Source organism: Kitasatospora cathayae (assembly GCF_027627435.1).
Lineage (GTDB): Bacteria > Actinomycetota > Actinomycetes > Streptomycetales > Streptomycetaceae > Kitasatospora > Kitasatospora cathayae.
This window is the reverse complement of sequence record NZ_CP115450.1, coordinates 2501500-2516306: the sequence shown is the minus strand read 5'-3', so window position 1 is coordinate 2516306 and position 14807 is coordinate 2501500. Positions and strand designations below refer to the sequence as shown.

Genomic DNA, 14807 nt, shown 5'->3' with positions numbered 1-14807 from the left:
GCGGTGGGGCTCACCGTCCGCTCACTGGGGACGGGCGAAGTCCTCGGTCCACCAGGGCCCGTTGGCGCTGAGGTTCACGCCGACACCGGTCTCCGTGAAGACGCAGTCCAGGATGTTGTCGCGGTGTGCGGGACTCTTCATCCAGCCGTCCATGGCCGTGGCGGGGTCCTTCGGGCTCTCGTAGATGTTCTCGCCCCAGTTCTGCCAGCCGTACCCGGCGTTGGTTATCCGGGTGCCGGGGTCGACGCCTTCCGGGGTGTCGTGCTCGTAGTAGTTGCGGGCGGCCATGTCGTCGGAGTGCTCCTGCGCCACGGCCTGCAGCTTCGCGTTCACGGTGAGCGGCTTGCAGCCGGCCTTGGCGCGTTCGGCGTTGACCGCGTCGACGATCTGCTGGGCGAACTGGGCAGCGGTACCGGTCGCCGGTGTTCCCGCGACCGGCGCGCTGTGCGTGGCGGGACTGGTGGGCTTGGGGGCCGTCGGGACCGCCGGGGCACTGCTCGCCGGGATCGCCGGAGCACCGCTCGTCGGCCTCGCCTGCGCCTTCCGAACGGTAGGCGTAGCGCTCGGCATGCTGGTCGTCGGCGGGGGCGTCGACGGATTCGCTGTCGGGGTCGCCGCGGCACTCGCGGTCGCGGTCGCAGTGACCGCCCAGCTCGGCGTACTGGTCGGCTGGGCCGAGGAAACGAACGTGACACCGGGCCCCGGCGACAACACGCCGGCCGCGGCGGACGGCGAAGCGGCTCCACCCCCGGAGGACGCCGCGGCAGCGAGCACCCCACCCGTGACCGCGACCAGCCCCACCACTCCGGCAACCGCCGCCTTCCCACGTGGCCGCGCAGCCCTCCGCCGACCACGCCCGCGCTCGTGCCGCGCCATCCCCGAGCGGCCACCTCCCGCAGCGTCCGGCTCGGACGCCACCGCATCGATCACCACGGTCTCGAACTCACTGCTCATGGATCCGCCTTCGCTCCTCGTCGACGCGTCGTTCACGCCGACCCCCAGGAGACCGACGAACCGGGCCTCGATAACAAAATCCGAAAAGCGGTTTTCGCACTCCAACTCCGCCCCGTCCGCCAGGCCCCTGTTTCGCCGGCAGATCCGCGGTGACGCACCCGGCCAGGGCGACGAGGAGCGGACCGCGGAATGGAGGCGCACGGTCTGCCCGGTCACACCTCGTGGCAGTGGTCGGGCGGACGCCGTGGCGGTGGGTGGGGATCTCCTGGCGGGACGGTGGCTCGACGGGTGAGCTGCTGGACCGGCTGAACCGGGTCCTCGGCCCCGCAGATGGACTTCGCGGCCGTGGTTGCGCCGACACGGCCGGTCCCGGTGGCGGCCGCGTTGCGCAGCGGGACAAGACGCAGTGTCGGCGGACCAGCGCTCGCTGCCCACGGTCAGAACGACCTGCTGGTTGCGAGTCAACGCCCGGCAGCACGCTGTCGGTGCCGGCCACCGCCCGCGCCCACAGCTCGCACGTGGAAGGTACCTGGTCGTCGGGGGCGGCCGCGTGATGCGGCCGCCCCGACGGTGTGCGGTCGGCCCGGACTCAGTTGGAGAAGTCCTGAGACATCCAGACGGTACCGCCGGCGTCCCGGTGGACAGCGATGCCGACGTGAGTGAACGAGGCGCTCAGGATGTTCTGCCGGTGGCCGTCGTTCGGCGGCTGCTCGTTCAGCATGTCCTGGGTCAGGGCCACCGCCTCGGCGGCGATGTCCTGCGCCCCGGTGCCGACCGGGCCGCCGTCGCCTATGTTCTCCCCGGCGGAGGTCCACTGGACGCCTGCGGCGCTCTCCCGGGCACCCAGTCCGCTCTCGTTCGGGCACTGGTGGGACAGGCCGCAGCCGGCGGCCATCACCTGGTTGTGGGCTTGGGCGCTGCTGGTCAGGCCCGCGCTGATGGTGTACGCCGGCAGGCCATGGGTGGCTCGGGCCTGGTTGATCAGAGCGAGTACTTGTTGGACGGCGTCCGAGCCGGCCGCGGTCGGGCTCGCGGAGGCCGTCGGCGTGGCCGACGGAGCGGCCGCGGAGGTGGAGGCAGCAGCGGGCGTCGACGTCGCGGTGGGGGCGGGGGCCGATGTGGCCGACGGCGACGAGGATGCCGACGGGTGCCAGGAGGTGTGGGAGGCCGGGACCGTAGGCGAAGCCGGGGGCGGCGCGGTGGAGGCATGGGCGGACACGGCGGTCGGCGCTGCAGAGGCCGTCGGTACGCCCGAGGCGGTGGGCGCGGCGAAGGCCCACGGGGAGCTCCCGCGGCCAGGGGCGCTGCCGGGAGCGTAGGCGTCGTGGCGCTGCGCCGGAACGGCGGCGGACGCCACGGGACTGTGGGGGTGATGGTGGGGGTGGCGGACGGAGGCGGCGGAGCTTGTGCTGGCGGTGATCAGCGGCATAGCCAGGCCGACGCCGACGAATCCGGCGGTGGTGGCCAGGCGCGGGACGCGGCTGCGGCGCGATCGACGGTGTCGGCCACGGCGGGAAGACAGCATGGGGGGACCCCTCGGCGACGCCTGCGAGGTGAGCTGTCGGGTTCGGGCCGCGAGGTAGCCCGGCCGCGTATGAGCGGCTTCACCCCTAGCCGCGTCCCGGCAGGCCCGTTGGACGGGCCGAGCGGACACGGCGACTTCCTGGGTCCCCCGCTCCTGCCCGACGCAGAGCTCGACGTCCTGCCGGCCGGTGGGCAGGACTCGGCGTCCCGACGACAGGGTCCGCAGATGCGAACGCCTGCACGCTAGGCAAGCCGAATCGGTGATCACAAGACATTGTCATTCACGTCACACAGGCCCGGCAGTTGACATCCGGTCAAAAGATTGCAAGTAAATAGATCTAAAGATAATCAAGTAGTTCATATATCAAAAAAATCGCCCTAACTATGACAATATGGCTACGGAGTCATAGGCGGAGGTAGTGGCTCTCACGGGTGTGCGCGACAGTCGCCGCCTGGTCGGGCACGGCAGCGGGGCCGCCGGGTGTCCAGCGACCCCGCGGCCCGGCCCGTGAGCGGGCGGGAATCAGGGGCGGAAGCCAGTCGGAGGTCGGGCCCGAGTCGAAGAATATGTCCGGCGGCCTTGAAGCGTTCCCGCCGCGGATCCGCGTGGAGGAGGTGCGGGCGATGACTGTCCGAATCTTCAACCACCAGGTGCCCAAAGGGAGTTCGTCATCCCCAGGTTCGCTGTTCCGCCTTCGCTGCGCGCCTCCTGCTCGCCGTCTCCGGCCTCGCCGTGCTCGCGCTCGCCGCCACCGCCTGCGGGCCCGACACGGCCGCCGTCTCCGGCGGCAAGGCCCAGGCGACCGGTGACTCCTCTGGCGTCCGGATCGCCACCGTGAAGTCGGTGACGCTCGGACCGAGCGTCACCGACTCCGCCGACCGGACCGTGTACAAGGACACCGCCAAGCCGTCCGTGGGCACCTGCGCCGACGCCTGCGCCGGGAAGTGGCCGCCGCTCACCTATAGACAGCCCTCTACGACCACCCGGACCTTGTGGTGCTCGACCACATCGAGCAGGGCAGCCGGACGACCCGCTCAGGATCGAGGGCACCCTCAAGGCCCTCGTCAGGGGAGTGCCGATCTCCGGCGTGGCTCCGGCTGCGACAACCTCACCCGCCCTGTGGCTACCGTCCCTGGAGGGCCCGTCGCGTAGTGACGCGCCTGGGCAGAGACCCCGAGCCACGGTCTCGGTCGGCCTACCGACCGTCGGAGAAGTTGTGCACTCCCCACCAGCCGGTCTCGTCGTGGTAGATCCCGACACCGACCTCGGTGAACGAGGGGTTGGTCTGGGCCTTGTAGTGGCCCGGGCTGTGGCGCCACATCGACTGGAACTTCTCCGCCGCCTCCTGGGCGGTCATCGAGGCGTCGCTCCACCAGACGATGTTCTCGCCGATCCAGGTCCGGGAGCCGGTCACCAGGTACTGGGAGTTTGCGCTGCTGGAGTGGCCGAAGCCGTTGTCGCGCATGTGGTGGGCCCAGTTGCGGGCGTAGTCGCTCAGGTCGGACTTGAGAGTCAGGGGAGGGAGCCCGACCGTGGCGCGCTCGCCGTTGAGCAGTTGCAGGGACTCGGCCTCGGCGTCACTGACGGACTGGGAGGACGACCGTGGGCCCGGGAGCACCGGGTCCGGTCCGACCGGTCCGGAGGCGGGATCGGCGGGGACCTGCGCGGTGGCTGCGGGCTTCGGGGCCGGTGCGGCGGTGTTGGCTGCCGAGGGGTGTGCGGTTCGCGCGGGCGTCGGCACCGGCTTGGGGGTGGGCTTGAGGGGGGAGGGGGTGCTGGTGGGCGACGGGGTAGCCGAAGGGGACGGGGCCGCGGGAGCAGCGGGGGAGGTCGGCGTGGCGGTCGGAAGTATGGTGACCGGGGTTGCGTGGCCGGTTTCGGTCGGTGCGACCGTCGTGCTGATCGGGGCGTCGTGGCTGCCGGCCGTGTTCGACGTCGGGTCCGTCGTGGTGACCAGGGCGACGCCGGCGAAGGAGAGTCCGGCGGCGCCGATGACGGACAGGCCGATGGTGACTCGTCTCACGGTCCGGCTGTTGGTGCGGCGACCACGCTCCTTCCTGCGGCGACCGTCGGGGGATCGGCCGTCTCCGCTCACCGGGGGTATGTGCTGGGTCGGCTGGTCTTCGTGGGCCTGCATGTGTTGTTGCTCCGTGTGGTCCAGGGAATGCCGGTGGGGTCCGGCAGTGAAGGAGAATCGAACGGAGCCTGGAGATAACGTTTTCCCGAAGCTGTGTTGAGTCCCGCCGGGAGCGGGCCACAGGTCGGCAGGCCGGAGCGGTGCACGGCGGCGTGCCCGGGGCGCACTGCCCCGGGCACGGTGTGCCCGGCCGTCGGTGTGGGGCCGGGGTCAGAGCCCGGCGTTCACGGTGGCACTGACGACGGCACCGTTGCCGACGTTCCACTTGTCGAGGATCTTTTGGTAGGTGCCGTTGCCGATCAGCTGGTCGAGGGCCCGGGACAGCACGTCGGACAGGTCCTGCCGGTCCCGGCCGACCACGATCCCGTAGAGGCTTGACTCCTGGTATTTGCCGACCAGTTGGAACATGCCTTTGTGGTTCGGCGCGGTGGTGTTGTAGGCGGCGGCGGGGTAGTCGTTGAGGTCGGCGGCGGCGGTTCCGGAGGAGACCTCGGCCACGGCCTGGGCGTCGGTGTCCGTGGAGTCGATCCGGAGCGGCTTGCCGGTTCTGCTGCAGGCGGCGGACTGGGCATTGGCGACTTTGATCTGGACGGAGTTGGTCTGTACGGCGATGGTGCGGCCGCACAGGCTGTCCAGGGTGGTGAGGCCCAGCGGGTTGCCCGCCTTGACCAGGATCGAGGTGCCGGTGAGGAAGTAGTCGACGAAGTCCACGCCCGGGTTGGTGACGTGGCCGGTGGCGTCCTTGCCCTGCTGGCGGTCGCGGGAGTCGATGACGGCCGACATCGCCAGATCGAGTTTCCCGGACTGGACGGCCGGGATGAGGTCCTTGAAGGGCATGTCGAGGATCTTGACGCGCAGGCCGAGGTAGGAGCCGAGGGCCGTGGCGAGATCCGGGTCGAGGCCGATGGGTGAGCCGCCAGGGTCCTTGAACTCGACCGGGACGTAGTTGAGGTAGGAGCCGATGCGCAGTTCGCCGGCGGCGCGGATCGACTGCGGCAGCCGGGCCCGTAGGGCGGAGGGCGAGTCGGATGGGGCCGGGGCGGAGGCGCAGCTGGCTGCCAGCAGGCCGCAGAGGACCGTGGCGGCCAGTGCTGCCCGGCCGACGGGTGTTCGGGGCATGGGTGAGTCCTGGGCGCGGGTGACGTGGGGTGATGGGTGGACACGCTGCGGCGGTGGGCGGGGAGGTCCCGCCCACCGCCGAGTGGCGGGGTCAGCCGCGGGCGAGCCGGTCGGCCTGGTGGATCAGGTCCTCGGCCTGGCGGGCGAGGTTCCTGGCCGTTGCCGGAGTGAGTCGGCCGGATCCGGGGGCGGTGGTGTCGAGGAGGTCGCCGATCTGCCGGGCGAGGCGGTCGCGCTGTGCGCCGAGGGCGGCGAGCTTGGCTTCGGTGTCCTTGTAGCGGGTGTCGCCGGGGGTGTCGGAGGCTGCGGCCATGGTGGCGGCGGCGAGCGTGGCGGAGGCGAACTCTCCGACGCCCGCGTCGAGTTGCTTGAAGTCGGTGGCCAGCCGGCGGTAGTCGGCCTGGTCGGCAGCGCGCAGGCTTCTCGGGAGTGCGCAGGGGGAGAGGAACTCGGTCAGGACGCGGCCGTCGTGGGCGTACACGTCGTGCAGGCCGAGCAGGGCGAGCATGGTGGGGCGGATGTCGGTGTGGTCGGACCAGACGGCGCCGGTCGCGCCGAGGTGCTTGACGCCCGGGCCGGCCAGGCCGAGCCAGGTGGTGTTGATGTCGGGCGCGAAGTCGCCGTGGTTCCAGGCCTCCTCCGCGTTCAGGCCCACGCAGGGGGTCGCGCAGTTCGCGGCGCCGGCGACGGCGAGGTAGTTCGGGTCGAGGAAGTCGGTGAAGGTGGCGGTGCGCAGGGGGTCGCCGGTGACCATGTGGAGGATCTTCATCTCGGCGCGGTCGGCGAGTTGGTGGCTGATCGGTTCGGTGGTGCCGGTGAGCGGGTTGACCGCGGTCAGCTTGGAGACGGCACGTTCGAAGTCGCGGGTGGTGGCGGCGTCGGAGGCGGGGTTGCCGTCGAGGTAGAAGCTCGGGGCGGACTCGGACTTCAGCTGGAAGGGGGTGGTGAGGTGTTGCTGGGTGGCGAGCAGTCCGCGGACGTTGGCGTTGATCTCACCGATCTGCTGGTAGCTGCAGGGGGTGGTGACGCCGTCGCAGCCGGCCGGGCTGGACTTGCCGCCCACGAAGTGATCGTTCTCGTCGGAGGTGACGACGAAGAGGCTGTTGGCGGGGGTGATGCCGTCCTTGGCCAGGCGGCGGAAGAAGCCGTCGAAGGCCTGGTCGTAGGACTTGAGCTGGGCGACGTATCCGGCTTCGCCGGGGCCGAAGGCGGTGCCGCCGGGGTAGCGGTCGTGGGCGTCCGAGATGTAGCCGTAGGTGACGGGCACGCCGGCTTCCTGCATGCTGGCGAGGTAGCCGAGGGTGTTGTCGGCGGACATCGAGTCGAAGCCGGGGAAGCCCGGGTTGCCGGCCTTGTCCGCGACGGGGGCTCCGCCGATCGCGCGGACCGGGTGGTCGGGGGAGATCACGGCGTCGACGCTGTGGGCGCCGTAGAGCGCCTGGTACCCGTGGTAGCCGCCGGGTTCGTCGGGCAGCAGGTCCGGCCGCGCGGCGGGGGTGGTACAGCGCGCGGAGCCCTGCGCGCAGTGGACGCCGATGCCGACGATGTCGGCCTGGGCCCGGACCGGGTCGGCCTTGGCCTCGGCGGCCTCGGGGGAGTCAGGTCCGAAGACCTTGGCGACGTCGGAGGTGGTGTTCTCCAGCACGGTGTTGGCCACCGAGACCGCGCCGAAGTCGCAGCCCGCCCGCGTGTAGGCGGTCCAGGGGGCGGGGGTGTTCCGGCCGTCCGGGGTGACCATGGTCGGCGCGGTGTCGCTGGGGGTGGGGGTGGCCGGATCGGCGATGCCGTCGGTCCAGTAGGCGAAGGTGCGAGCGGAGGTGCTCGTCCCGTCAGACTTGTAGTACCGGTAGGAGTTGGACACCGGCTGCCCGTGATCGCCGCCGTACAGGCCGGTGAGCTGCGTGAGGATGTCGTTGCCGGTGTGCGCGATCAGCGGGGTGTGGTGGGAGGTGTCGACCGTCCCGTTGTGCTCCAGGAAGTCGAGCAGGTGTGGCATCTGCTCCAGGTCGGAGGGCACGTTCGGGTTGTCGCGGGTGAAGTGCACGTTGTCGAACGTCAGATAGATGACGTGGTCGACCCGGTTGTCTCCGGCCTGCATGACGCATCCGCTCTCGCGATGGCGGGCGTCGGGGCGCTCGCCGGCGGCGAAGGCCTGCGGGACGGCGAGCAGGCCTGCGCCGAGGGCCGCGGCTGCGGCCAGGGCGACGACGGTGGGGCGTCGGGTGCCCATGCTGACTCCTTGTCGGGCGGGGACGGGGGTTGGGGCGCGCGTGAACGGCAGCGCGCGGGCACGACGATGTGCGGGCATGGCGATGTGCAGGCACGACGATGTGCGGGCACGACGGCGCGCAGGAAGGACAGCGCACGGGGAACGGCGCGCGTCGACCGGATGACGGTCCGACGAAGTGAACGAAAGATTGCCACAGCCCGAACTCGCCGCAACAGTCTGTAGAACACAATCAGGTTGATATTTCATCTGCTGAGACGCGGTCCGGCCGGTATCGCGCGTAGACCATGCGCGTAGACGAGCCTTGACCTGCCAGGTTCACCGACCCTACGGTGCGGGGCAGCACGGAGCCGCCGCGCCGCTCGACGGGCGACTCGCGCCCCTCGTGGCGCGCGGCAGAAGGAGCCAACCCTCATGCGCAGAAGTACCTTGACGTCACCTGCCCGCGGCTTGGCCGCCCTTGCCGTCGGCGTGGTCGCCGGCGCGGTGGTGGCCGGCGGAGGACTCGCGTCGGCGGACGCCAAAGCCCCCAGGACCGACCGTCAGATCACGAACATGACCGACGAAGTGGCCGAGATCAAGGCGTACTACGGTGACACGGTCGACGCCAAGGGCGAGCACTGGCCGTCCCCCGACAGCAACTACGCCGTCCAGGTGCGCGGCATCGAGAACCAGGCCGAGAAGTACCTGGTCCAGCGCGCGAAGCACGACCACGGCGACCACAAGGCCATCGTCCTCGACGTGGACGACACCACGCTGTCCACGTACAACTACGAGCTGGAGACGACCTTCGTCTACAACCCCGTCAGCAACGCCCAGTACATCGCCACCAAGACCATGCCGGCCGTCTTCGGCATGAACGAACTGGCGACCCGGGCGCAGCAGCAGGGCTATACGGTCTTCTACATCACCGGCCGCCCCGAGGCCCAGCGCGCCGCCACGGCCGCCAACCTCGCGGCTGTCGGGTATCCCGCTGCGGACGAGTCGCACCTGTTCATGAAGGACAAGAGCGCACCCCCGCCCTACCTGAGCTGCGGCGCGAGCTGCTCCGTCGTGGAGTACAAGTCCGGTACCCGGGCCCACATCGAGAGCCTCGGCTACGACATCGTGGGCAACTTCGGGGACCAGCAGAGCGACCTGTCCGGCGGCCACGCCGACCGGACCTTCAAGCTGCCGAACCCGATGTACTACCTGCCGTAACCAGCCGGAACGTGCCGCCGCGCGGCCCGATGCCGCCGACCATGCGGAGGCATCGGGCCGCAGTGTGCGTCAGTGGCGGCTCAGCTGCTGGTGACGCTGATCTCGGAGGTCTGAGTTCCGTCGGAGAAGTCCACCACGAGCGAGGCGGGGCCGGGTTGCTTCACCTTCATCGTGTAGCCGGAGGCCGGCACCGCGGACACCAGGCAGACGACGCTCGGGTCCACCGCGACGGTCGCCGTACCGCCGGTGGCCTGGTACGTCCGCACCACGGCGTCCCGGGAGCAGGCGGACGGACCGCGGTCGGCCGCTGGGTGCTGGGAACGACCGGCGGTCGGTTCCACGCTGCCCGTCGAGACCTTCCGGGCGGTGGGTGCCGGCGCGGGCGTCGCCCGGTCGGACGGAGCAGCAGGGGCAGCGGAGGCGGCGGCGATCGGCGTCGGGGTGGCCGTCGCTGTCGTCGCCACGGGCGCGGGGGCCACCGTGACGACGGTGGTGGGGATCGAACGGGCGGCCGGAACACCGGCCGTGGCGGGACGGATCACCACACGCACCGTCAGGGCGACCGCGGTGACGCCGACGGCCGTGCACCCCAGCCAGATGAGCGGATAGCGCAATGCGGGCTTCATGGGGACATCCTGGCCCATCGGTTACGGTGTGCCGCATGACGTCCGTCCTCGTCGTCGAAGACGACCCGATCATTCGAACATCACTGGTCAACGCACTGACCGCGAGCGGCCACACGGTGCGCGGCGTCGCCGCCGGATTCAGCGCCCTGCAGGAGGTCACCCAGTCCCCGCCGGACGCGGTCGTGCTGGACCTCGGGCTTCCGGACCTGGACGGCGAGAACGTCCTGCGCATGATCCGCGGCCTGTCCCGTGTCCCGGTGCTGGTGGCCACCGCACGCGACGACGAGCGGGAGATCATCAGGATTCTAGAAGCCGGTGCCGACGACTACCTCGTCAAGCCCTTCTCCGGCGCCCAGTTGGCCGCCCGCCTGTCCGCCGTGCTGCGCCGCTGCGCACCGGTGGCGGTCGGGGCGGAAGCGGCGGCCAGGGCGCACGGGCCGCATTCCGCCGCCGCAGGCGGGGCGTTGGACGCGGCCGATGGGGAGCGCCCCCCGGTGGTCGTCGGCGAGCTGCGCGTCGACCCGCTCGCGCGCACCGCGCATCTGGCGGGGCAGGAGATACGGCTGACGCGCCGTGAGTTCGACCTGCTTTCCTTCCTGGTGGAGAACGCCGGGCGGGTGGTCTCCCGCAAGCGGATCCTCGCCGAGGTGTGGCGCCAGCCCTACGTGGACGAGCAGACCGTCGACGTCCATCTCTCCTGCCTGCGGCGCAAGCTCGGCGAGCGCGCCGTGAGGCCGCGCTATCTTCACACCGTTCACGGCGTCGGTGTGAAACTGGTCTCTCCGCTGTGAGAGTCACCCTGGCCATGGTCGCGCTGGCTGTGACCTCCATGGTGGCGCTGTCCTTCCTGATCCCGCTCGGTCTGTTGTTGAGCACCCAGGTGCACAGTCAGGCGACGCAGTCGGCGCAGCAACGCGCCGCAGTACTGGCGCCCGTTCTGGCGGTCTCCACCGATCCGGCGGCGGTGCGCCAGGTGGTGGCGGGCCTCGACGCGTCGGACCGGCTGTGCGTCCATCTGCCGGATGGCACCGCGATCGGCGTCGGCCATGCCTCCGAGCGGCAGCTGAGCGCGGCGGCGGCCGACCGCGAGTCGGCGGGCCGGAACGTGCCCGGCGGCTGGGACTATCTGCAGCCCGTGCTGCTGGGCGGCGACCGGGTCGCCGTGGTCGAGGCGTTCGTGCCGGAGGAGGATCTGGTCCGGGGCGTGGCCACCGGCTGGACGGTGATGTCCGTGCTGGCCGCGCTGCTGGTGGCCGGTTCGGTGCTGGTCGCCGACCGGCTCGGCTCCAGGATGGTGCGCTCCTCGCGCGGTCTGTCCCAGGCCGCGAACGCGCTCGGGGCGGGCGATCTGGACGTCCGGGTGGAGCCCGCCGGACCCAGGGAGCTCCACGAGGCGGGCTCGGCGTTCAACGCGATGGCCGAGCGGATCGTCCAACTGCTGGACAACGAACGGGAGCTGATCGCCGATCTGTCGCACCGGCTGAGGACACCGCTGACCGCGCTACACCTGGCCGACGAACAGGTCGGCGAGGTGCCCGGCGCGGAGCGGATGTCCACCGCGATCCGCCAGCTGGAGTCCGAAGTGGACTCCATCATCCGCACCGCCCGGACGCGGCCCGCCCGGCACCTGTCCGGGCAGCAGGACGGGGCGTCGGAGGCACGTCCCGCCCGGAGGGACGACGGAGGCTGCGAGGTCTCCGCAGTGGCGCGTCAACGGGTCGGTTTCTGGGCGGTGTTGGCGGCACAGCAGGACCGGGAGTGCGTCTTCACGGACACCGATGCCCCGACGCCCGTCGCCCTGTCGGCGGACGAACTCGGCGCGGTCGTGGACGCCCTCATCGGCAACGTCTTCCGACACACCGCCCGGGGGACGGCCCTGCGCGTCAGCGTCCGACCCACCGCGCGGGGCGCCTGCCTGGTGGTCGAGGACGACGGGGACGGGATCCCGCATCCGGACCTGGCCCTGTCCCGGGGTGCCAGCACGGGCGGATCCACCGGACTGGGCCTGGACATCGCCCGCCGCGCGGCCTCGTCGACCGGCGGAGAGCTGCGGATCCTGCGCGGTGCGTCGGGCGGCGCCCGGGTGGAGGTCGAGCTCGATCGTGCCACCGCGCAGGACCACCGGGCCGCCGACCCCGGGCTTCCGAGGCTGCGGTGGCGGCGACGCAGGGACGGGTGAGCAGAACCTTAGGGGTTCTTTAGGGTCCTCTGCGGGCCGCGATCCACGCGTTCGAACGTGTCTACGATCGGTGGCGTCGGCCCGCCTTCCCCGTGCGGCCGACGCGCTCCGTCGGCGGACGGGCGGTGAACTCCCCCACCCCGTCGCGTCCGCCGTGATCGAGCGCTCGCGGGCGCCCCTGCCGTGGCGATGCCACTGCGGGGCGCCCGCCCGGACGAGAAGGCAAGGACCGATCCTGACCATGTTTGCTGAAGCGGCGCCGCACCTGCTGTCCGCGCTCCACGCGGCGCCCGGGGTCGGGGCGGCCCCGATCCCCGGCTCACCGCTGGACGCGTACGAGAAGCAGCTGCCCTACGACCCGGGCGTCCACGAGATCGCCCGGCTGATGGCGCTGGTCTCCTATGTGCTCATGGTGGCCGCGGTCGTTCTCGGCGCGATGCTGCGCATGCGCTGGTTCCAGCGGATCGTCAACCGGCCCACGGTGTACGGCGCGCACATGACCGTCGCCCTCTCCGCCCTGATCTTCGGTGGGGTCCACGGGGTGACCTTCCGCTACCAGCCGGTCTGGGAGATCGGCGCGCACGAGCTCGTCGTACCGTTCGCCGGCGGCCTGCAGAGGATCCCGGTGGGCTTCGGCATCCTGGGCACCGAGCTCGGAATCGCGGTCGGGTGCTCGGTGTGGCTGCAGCGCCGCCTCGGGTACCGGCGCTGGCTGCGGTTCCACCAGCTCGGTTACGCGGCTTTCGCACTCGTCTGGTTGCACATCTTCACCGTGCATCCGGAGCCGCGCCACTTCGACCGGGTGGCGGTGACGGTCGCCGCCGGCGCGGGCACCTGCCTCTTCGTCTTCATGACCCGGGTGCTGCCGTCGGAGTCCAGGCTTCGAAGGGGTGCCTTCGGAAACGACCCGGGCGGCGCACGGTGATCGGGACGCCGGGGCCGGTCCGGCCTGCGCCGACGCCGGTCCACCCCGGGCCCGTCCGTCCGACTCGGCCCGAACTCGTGCCCGAGAGCGGGCCGGTGAAGGTCAGCGTGGACAACAGCCGCTGCCATGTCTACGGCATCTGCCAGCAGGAGGCCCCCGAGGTCTTTCGGATCTCGGAGAGCGGCTCCTTGCACTACACGGCGAACCTCCCGGCCCGGCTCGCCGCCCAGGCCCGCCAGGCGGCGCGGTGCTGCCCGATGCAGGCGGTCACCGTCCGGGGCAGTGCGCGCCCCGGTGCGGGGCGCCGCTCCGGCCGACGCGGTCCGAGCGCATCGTCCGGTGGTCAGCGGATCGTGGTCGCCGGTGGCGGCCTGGCCGGGCTCAGCGCGGCGGCCCGCCTCCGCGAACGCGGCTTCGACGGTGAACTCGTGGTCGTGGGCGAGGAGTTGCACCGTCCGTACAGCAGGCCGCCGCTGTCGAAGCAGTTCCTCTCCGGCGAGCTGGACCGCGCGGACCTCGCGTTCCGGGCCGACGAGCCGCTGGACGCCCACCGGCTGCTCGGCACCCACCTGACCGGGCTCGACCCGGTGAACCGGTACGTGCTCCTCCGGGGCGGTGAACGACTGCGCTACGACGGACTGGTGATCGCCACCGGCGTCGACGCGAAGCGGCTGCCGGAGACCCCGGTCCCCAGCGAACGCATCCGCACCATACGGACGTTGGAGGACGCCGACGCCATCCGGACGGCCGTGTACGCGGCCCGCGCCCGCCGCGTGCTGATCCTCGGCGGCGGCTTCGTGGGCTGCGAACTGGCCTGCACGTTCCGGGAGATGGGCCTGGAGGTCACTCTCGTGGTGCACAGCGCGCCGCTGCTGCGGAGGGTGCTGGGCACCCGGCTCGGCCGGGTGGTCGGGCGCATCCAGGCGCGGGCCGGCGTCGACGTCCGGCTGAGCACCCGGATCACCGAGTGGACCGACACCGGTGACGGCCTGCGCCTGCGCCTGGACGACGGCGGGACGGTCGAGGCCGACTTCGCCGTCCTCGGCCTGGGCGGCGTGCCCCGGACGGACTGGCTGACCGGCAGCGGACTGGACGTCGCCGACGGAGTCCTGTGCAGCGCCGGCTGCCACGCCGTGGACCTGGCGGGACGGCCAGTCCCGAACATCGCGGCGGCGGGCGACGTCGCCCGCTGGCCCAACCTGCGCTTCGACGCCGTGCCCCGCCGGGTCGAACACCTCATCCACGCCGTCGAGATGGGCCAGCACGCCGCGGACTCGCTGCTGCTGGGGCCCGACCGCGCGGCGCCGTTCACCCCCGTCCCCAGGTTCTGGTCGGAGCAGCACGGCACCCGCCTACAGGCCGTCGGGCTCCCGGCGCTGGGCGAGCGGATCGAGGTCGTGGCGGGTTCGCTGCGCTCCGAGCGCTTCGTCGCCACCTACCACCGCGACACCCCGCTGGGCGAACAGACGGTGGCCGCGGTGGCGTTCGACATGCCGAGGGAGCTCCTGGACCACCGCGACCGCATCGGCACGATCCGTCCGCGGTCCTCCCCGCCAGCGCCGAGGGCGGCGGGCGGAAGGGGTTCGCGATGAACCATCGGGCACCTCGGCGCCGACGCCGGGCCGACCTGCCGCCGGGCGGGCCACTTCGGTTGCTGCTGGGTCTGCCGGCCCGGCTCGGCATCCGCCGACCGTTCATTCTCATCGCGACGGCCGCGGCCATGGGCCTGTACGCGCACGTCCTGCTCGCCGCGCCGCCCATGCCACCGAGCCGGGTACCCGTGCCCGCTGCCACCCCCCGATAGGAGGCCGGTGGACCCGCGGATGCGCGCCCATGCGCCACCCGCTCCGCTCCCGTGCCCTGCCAAGAGAGGAATCCCTTGCCTGTCACCACACAGCCGAACCGCCACCGCCGG

At 71.7% G+C, this 14807-nt stretch carries 14 protein-coding genes and 1 riboswitch; of the genes, 8 read left to right on the top strand and 6 right to left on the bottom strand.

Annotation, left to right across the window (positions count from 1 at the left end; all coding sequences use genetic code 11):
• Nucleotides 1-21: 21 nt before the first annotated feature.
• Nucleotides 22-333, bottom strand: a complete 312-nt coding sequence (locus O1G21_RS11125) for a CAP domain-containing protein (protein ID WP_270142923.1) — start codon at nt 331-333, stop codon at nt 22-24.
• Between the two features lies 1 nt (nt 334).
• Here O1G21_RS11125 and O1G21_RS11120 point away from each other — a divergent pair, with 1 nt between their 5' ends.
• Complete coding sequence (locus tag O1G21_RS11120) at nt 335-1246, top strand: hypothetical protein (RefSeq protein ID WP_270142921.1); 912 nt, start codon at nt 335-337, stop codon at nt 1244-1246.
• A 297-nt stretch (nt 1247-1543) separates the two neighbouring features.
• Here O1G21_RS11120 and O1G21_RS11115 read toward each other — a convergent pair whose 3' ends face one another.
• Nucleotides 1544-2173, bottom strand: a complete 630-nt coding sequence (locus O1G21_RS11115; protein ID WP_270142919.1) for a CAP domain-containing protein — start codon at nt 2171-2173, stop codon at nt 1544-1546.
• Nucleotides 2174-2482: 309 nt separating this feature from the next.
• A riboswitch (cyclic di-AMP (ydaO/yuaA leader) is annotated at nt 2483-2664 on the bottom strand.
• A gap of 547 nt (nt 2665-3211) precedes the next feature.
• Here O1G21_RS11115 and O1G21_RS41750 point away from each other — a divergent pair.
• Nucleotides 3212-3631 carry a COG4315 family predicted lipoprotein gene (locus tag O1G21_RS41750; protein ID WP_405000624.1) on the top strand — a complete coding sequence of 140 codons (420 nt, stop codon included), beginning with the start codon at nt 3212-3214 and terminating at the stop codon, nt 3629-3631.
• 43 nt (nt 3632-3674) lie between these two features.
• On the opposite strand, the gene O1G21_RS11110 is transcribed toward O1G21_RS41750, so the two are convergent.
• The 3 genes from O1G21_RS11110 to O1G21_RS11100 all read right to left on the bottom strand — a co-directional run bounded on the left by O1G21_RS11110 (nt 3675) and on the right by O1G21_RS11100 (nt 7965).
• Nucleotides 3675-4502, bottom strand: a complete 828-nt coding sequence (locus O1G21_RS11110; protein ID WP_270142917.1) for a CAP domain-containing protein — start codon at nt 4500-4502, stop codon at nt 3675-3677.
• Between the two features lie 324 nt (nt 4503-4826).
• Entirely contained in the window at nt 4827-5735 is a 909-nt protein-coding gene (locus O1G21_RS11105) for an ABC transporter substrate-binding protein (RefSeq protein ID WP_270142915.1), read from the bottom strand.
• 91 nt (nt 5736-5826) lie between these two features.
• Nucleotides 5827-7965, bottom strand: coding sequence for a hypothetical protein (locus O1G21_RS11100; RefSeq protein ID WP_270142913.1), 2139 nt, complete (start codon nt 7963-7965; stop codon nt 5827-5829).
• 411 nt (nt 7966-8376) lie between these two features.
• Between O1G21_RS11100 and O1G21_RS11095 the strand changes: the two genes are divergently transcribed.
• On the top strand, nt 8377-9162 hold the full coding sequence (locus O1G21_RS11095; protein WP_270142911.1) for an HAD family acid phosphatase: 786 nt from the start codon (nt 8377-8379) through the stop codon (nt 9160-9162).
• 80 nt (nt 9163-9242) lie between these two features.
• Here O1G21_RS11095 and O1G21_RS11090 read toward each other — a convergent pair whose 3' ends face one another.
• The gene (locus tag O1G21_RS11090) at nt 9243-9788 is read right to left on the bottom strand and encodes a hypothetical protein (protein WP_270142909.1); all 546 of its coding nucleotides are present in this window, start codon (nt 9786-9788) and stop codon (nt 9243-9245) included.
• Nucleotides 9789-9823: 35 nt separating this feature from the next.
• On the opposite strand from O1G21_RS11090, the gene O1G21_RS11085 reads away from it, so the two are divergent.
• From O1G21_RS11085 to O1G21_RS11065, 5 genes are all read left to right on the top strand, one after another.
• Nucleotides 9824-10579: a response regulator transcription factor gene (locus tag O1G21_RS11085; RefSeq protein ID WP_270142907.1), complete on the top strand. Its 756-nt coding sequence runs from the start codon at nt 9824-9826 to the stop codon at nt 10577-10579.
• The gene (locus tag O1G21_RS11080; RefSeq protein ID WP_270142905.1) at nt 10576-11967 is read left to right on the top strand and encodes a sensor histidine kinase; all 1392 of its coding nucleotides are present in this window, start codon (nt 10576-10578) and stop codon (nt 11965-11967) included. The genes O1G21_RS11085 and O1G21_RS11080 overlap by 4 nt, the downstream gene beginning before the upstream one ends.
• A 241-nt stretch (nt 11968-12208) precedes the next feature.
• A complete protein-coding gene (locus O1G21_RS11075) occupies nt 12209-12892 on the top strand; it encodes a ferric reductase-like transmembrane domain-containing protein (protein WP_270142903.1) in 684 nt (227 codons plus the stop codon).
• Between the two features lie 95 nt (nt 12893-12987).
• On the top strand, nt 12988-14484 hold the full coding sequence (locus tag O1G21_RS11070; protein WP_270142901.1) for an FAD-dependent oxidoreductase: 1497 nt from the start codon (nt 12988-12990) through the stop codon (nt 14482-14484).
• The gene (locus O1G21_RS11065; protein ID WP_270142899.1) at nt 14481-14696 is read left to right on the top strand and encodes a hypothetical protein; all 216 of its coding nucleotides are present in this window, start codon (nt 14481-14483) and stop codon (nt 14694-14696) included. The genes O1G21_RS11070 and O1G21_RS11065 overlap by 4 nt, the downstream gene beginning before the upstream one ends.
• The last annotated feature ends 111 nt before the right edge of the window (nt 14697-14807 follow it).

Bases quoted from the DNA above. Each gene is read 5' to 3' on its own strand.
- O1G21_RS11105 (WP_270142915.1), bottom strand. From the start codon at position 5,735: ATGCCCCGAACACCCGTCGGCCGGGCAGCACTGGCCGCCACGGTCCTC.
- O1G21_RS11100 (WP_270142913.1), bottom strand. From the start codon at position 7,965: ATGGGCACCCGACGCCCCACCGTCGTCGCCCTGGCCGCAGCCGCGGCC.
- O1G21_RS11095 (WP_270142911.1), top strand. From the start codon at position 8,377: ATGCGCAGAAGTACCTTGACGTCACCTGCCCGCGGCTTGGCCGCCCTT.
- O1G21_RS11090 (WP_270142909.1), bottom strand. From the start codon at position 9,788: ATGAAGCCCGCATTGCGCTATCCGCTCATCTGGCTGGGGTGCACGGCC.
- O1G21_RS11085 (WP_270142907.1), top strand. From the start codon at position 9,824: ATGACGTCCGTCCTCGTCGTCGAAGACGACCCGATCATTCGAACATCA.
- O1G21_RS11075 (WP_270142903.1), top strand. From the start codon at position 12,209: ATGTTTGCTGAAGCGGCGCCGCACCTGCTGTCCGCGCTCCACGCGGCG.
- O1G21_RS11065 (WP_270142899.1), top strand. From the start codon at position 14,481: ATGAACCATCGGGCACCTCGGCGCCGACGCCGGGCCGACCTGCCGCCG.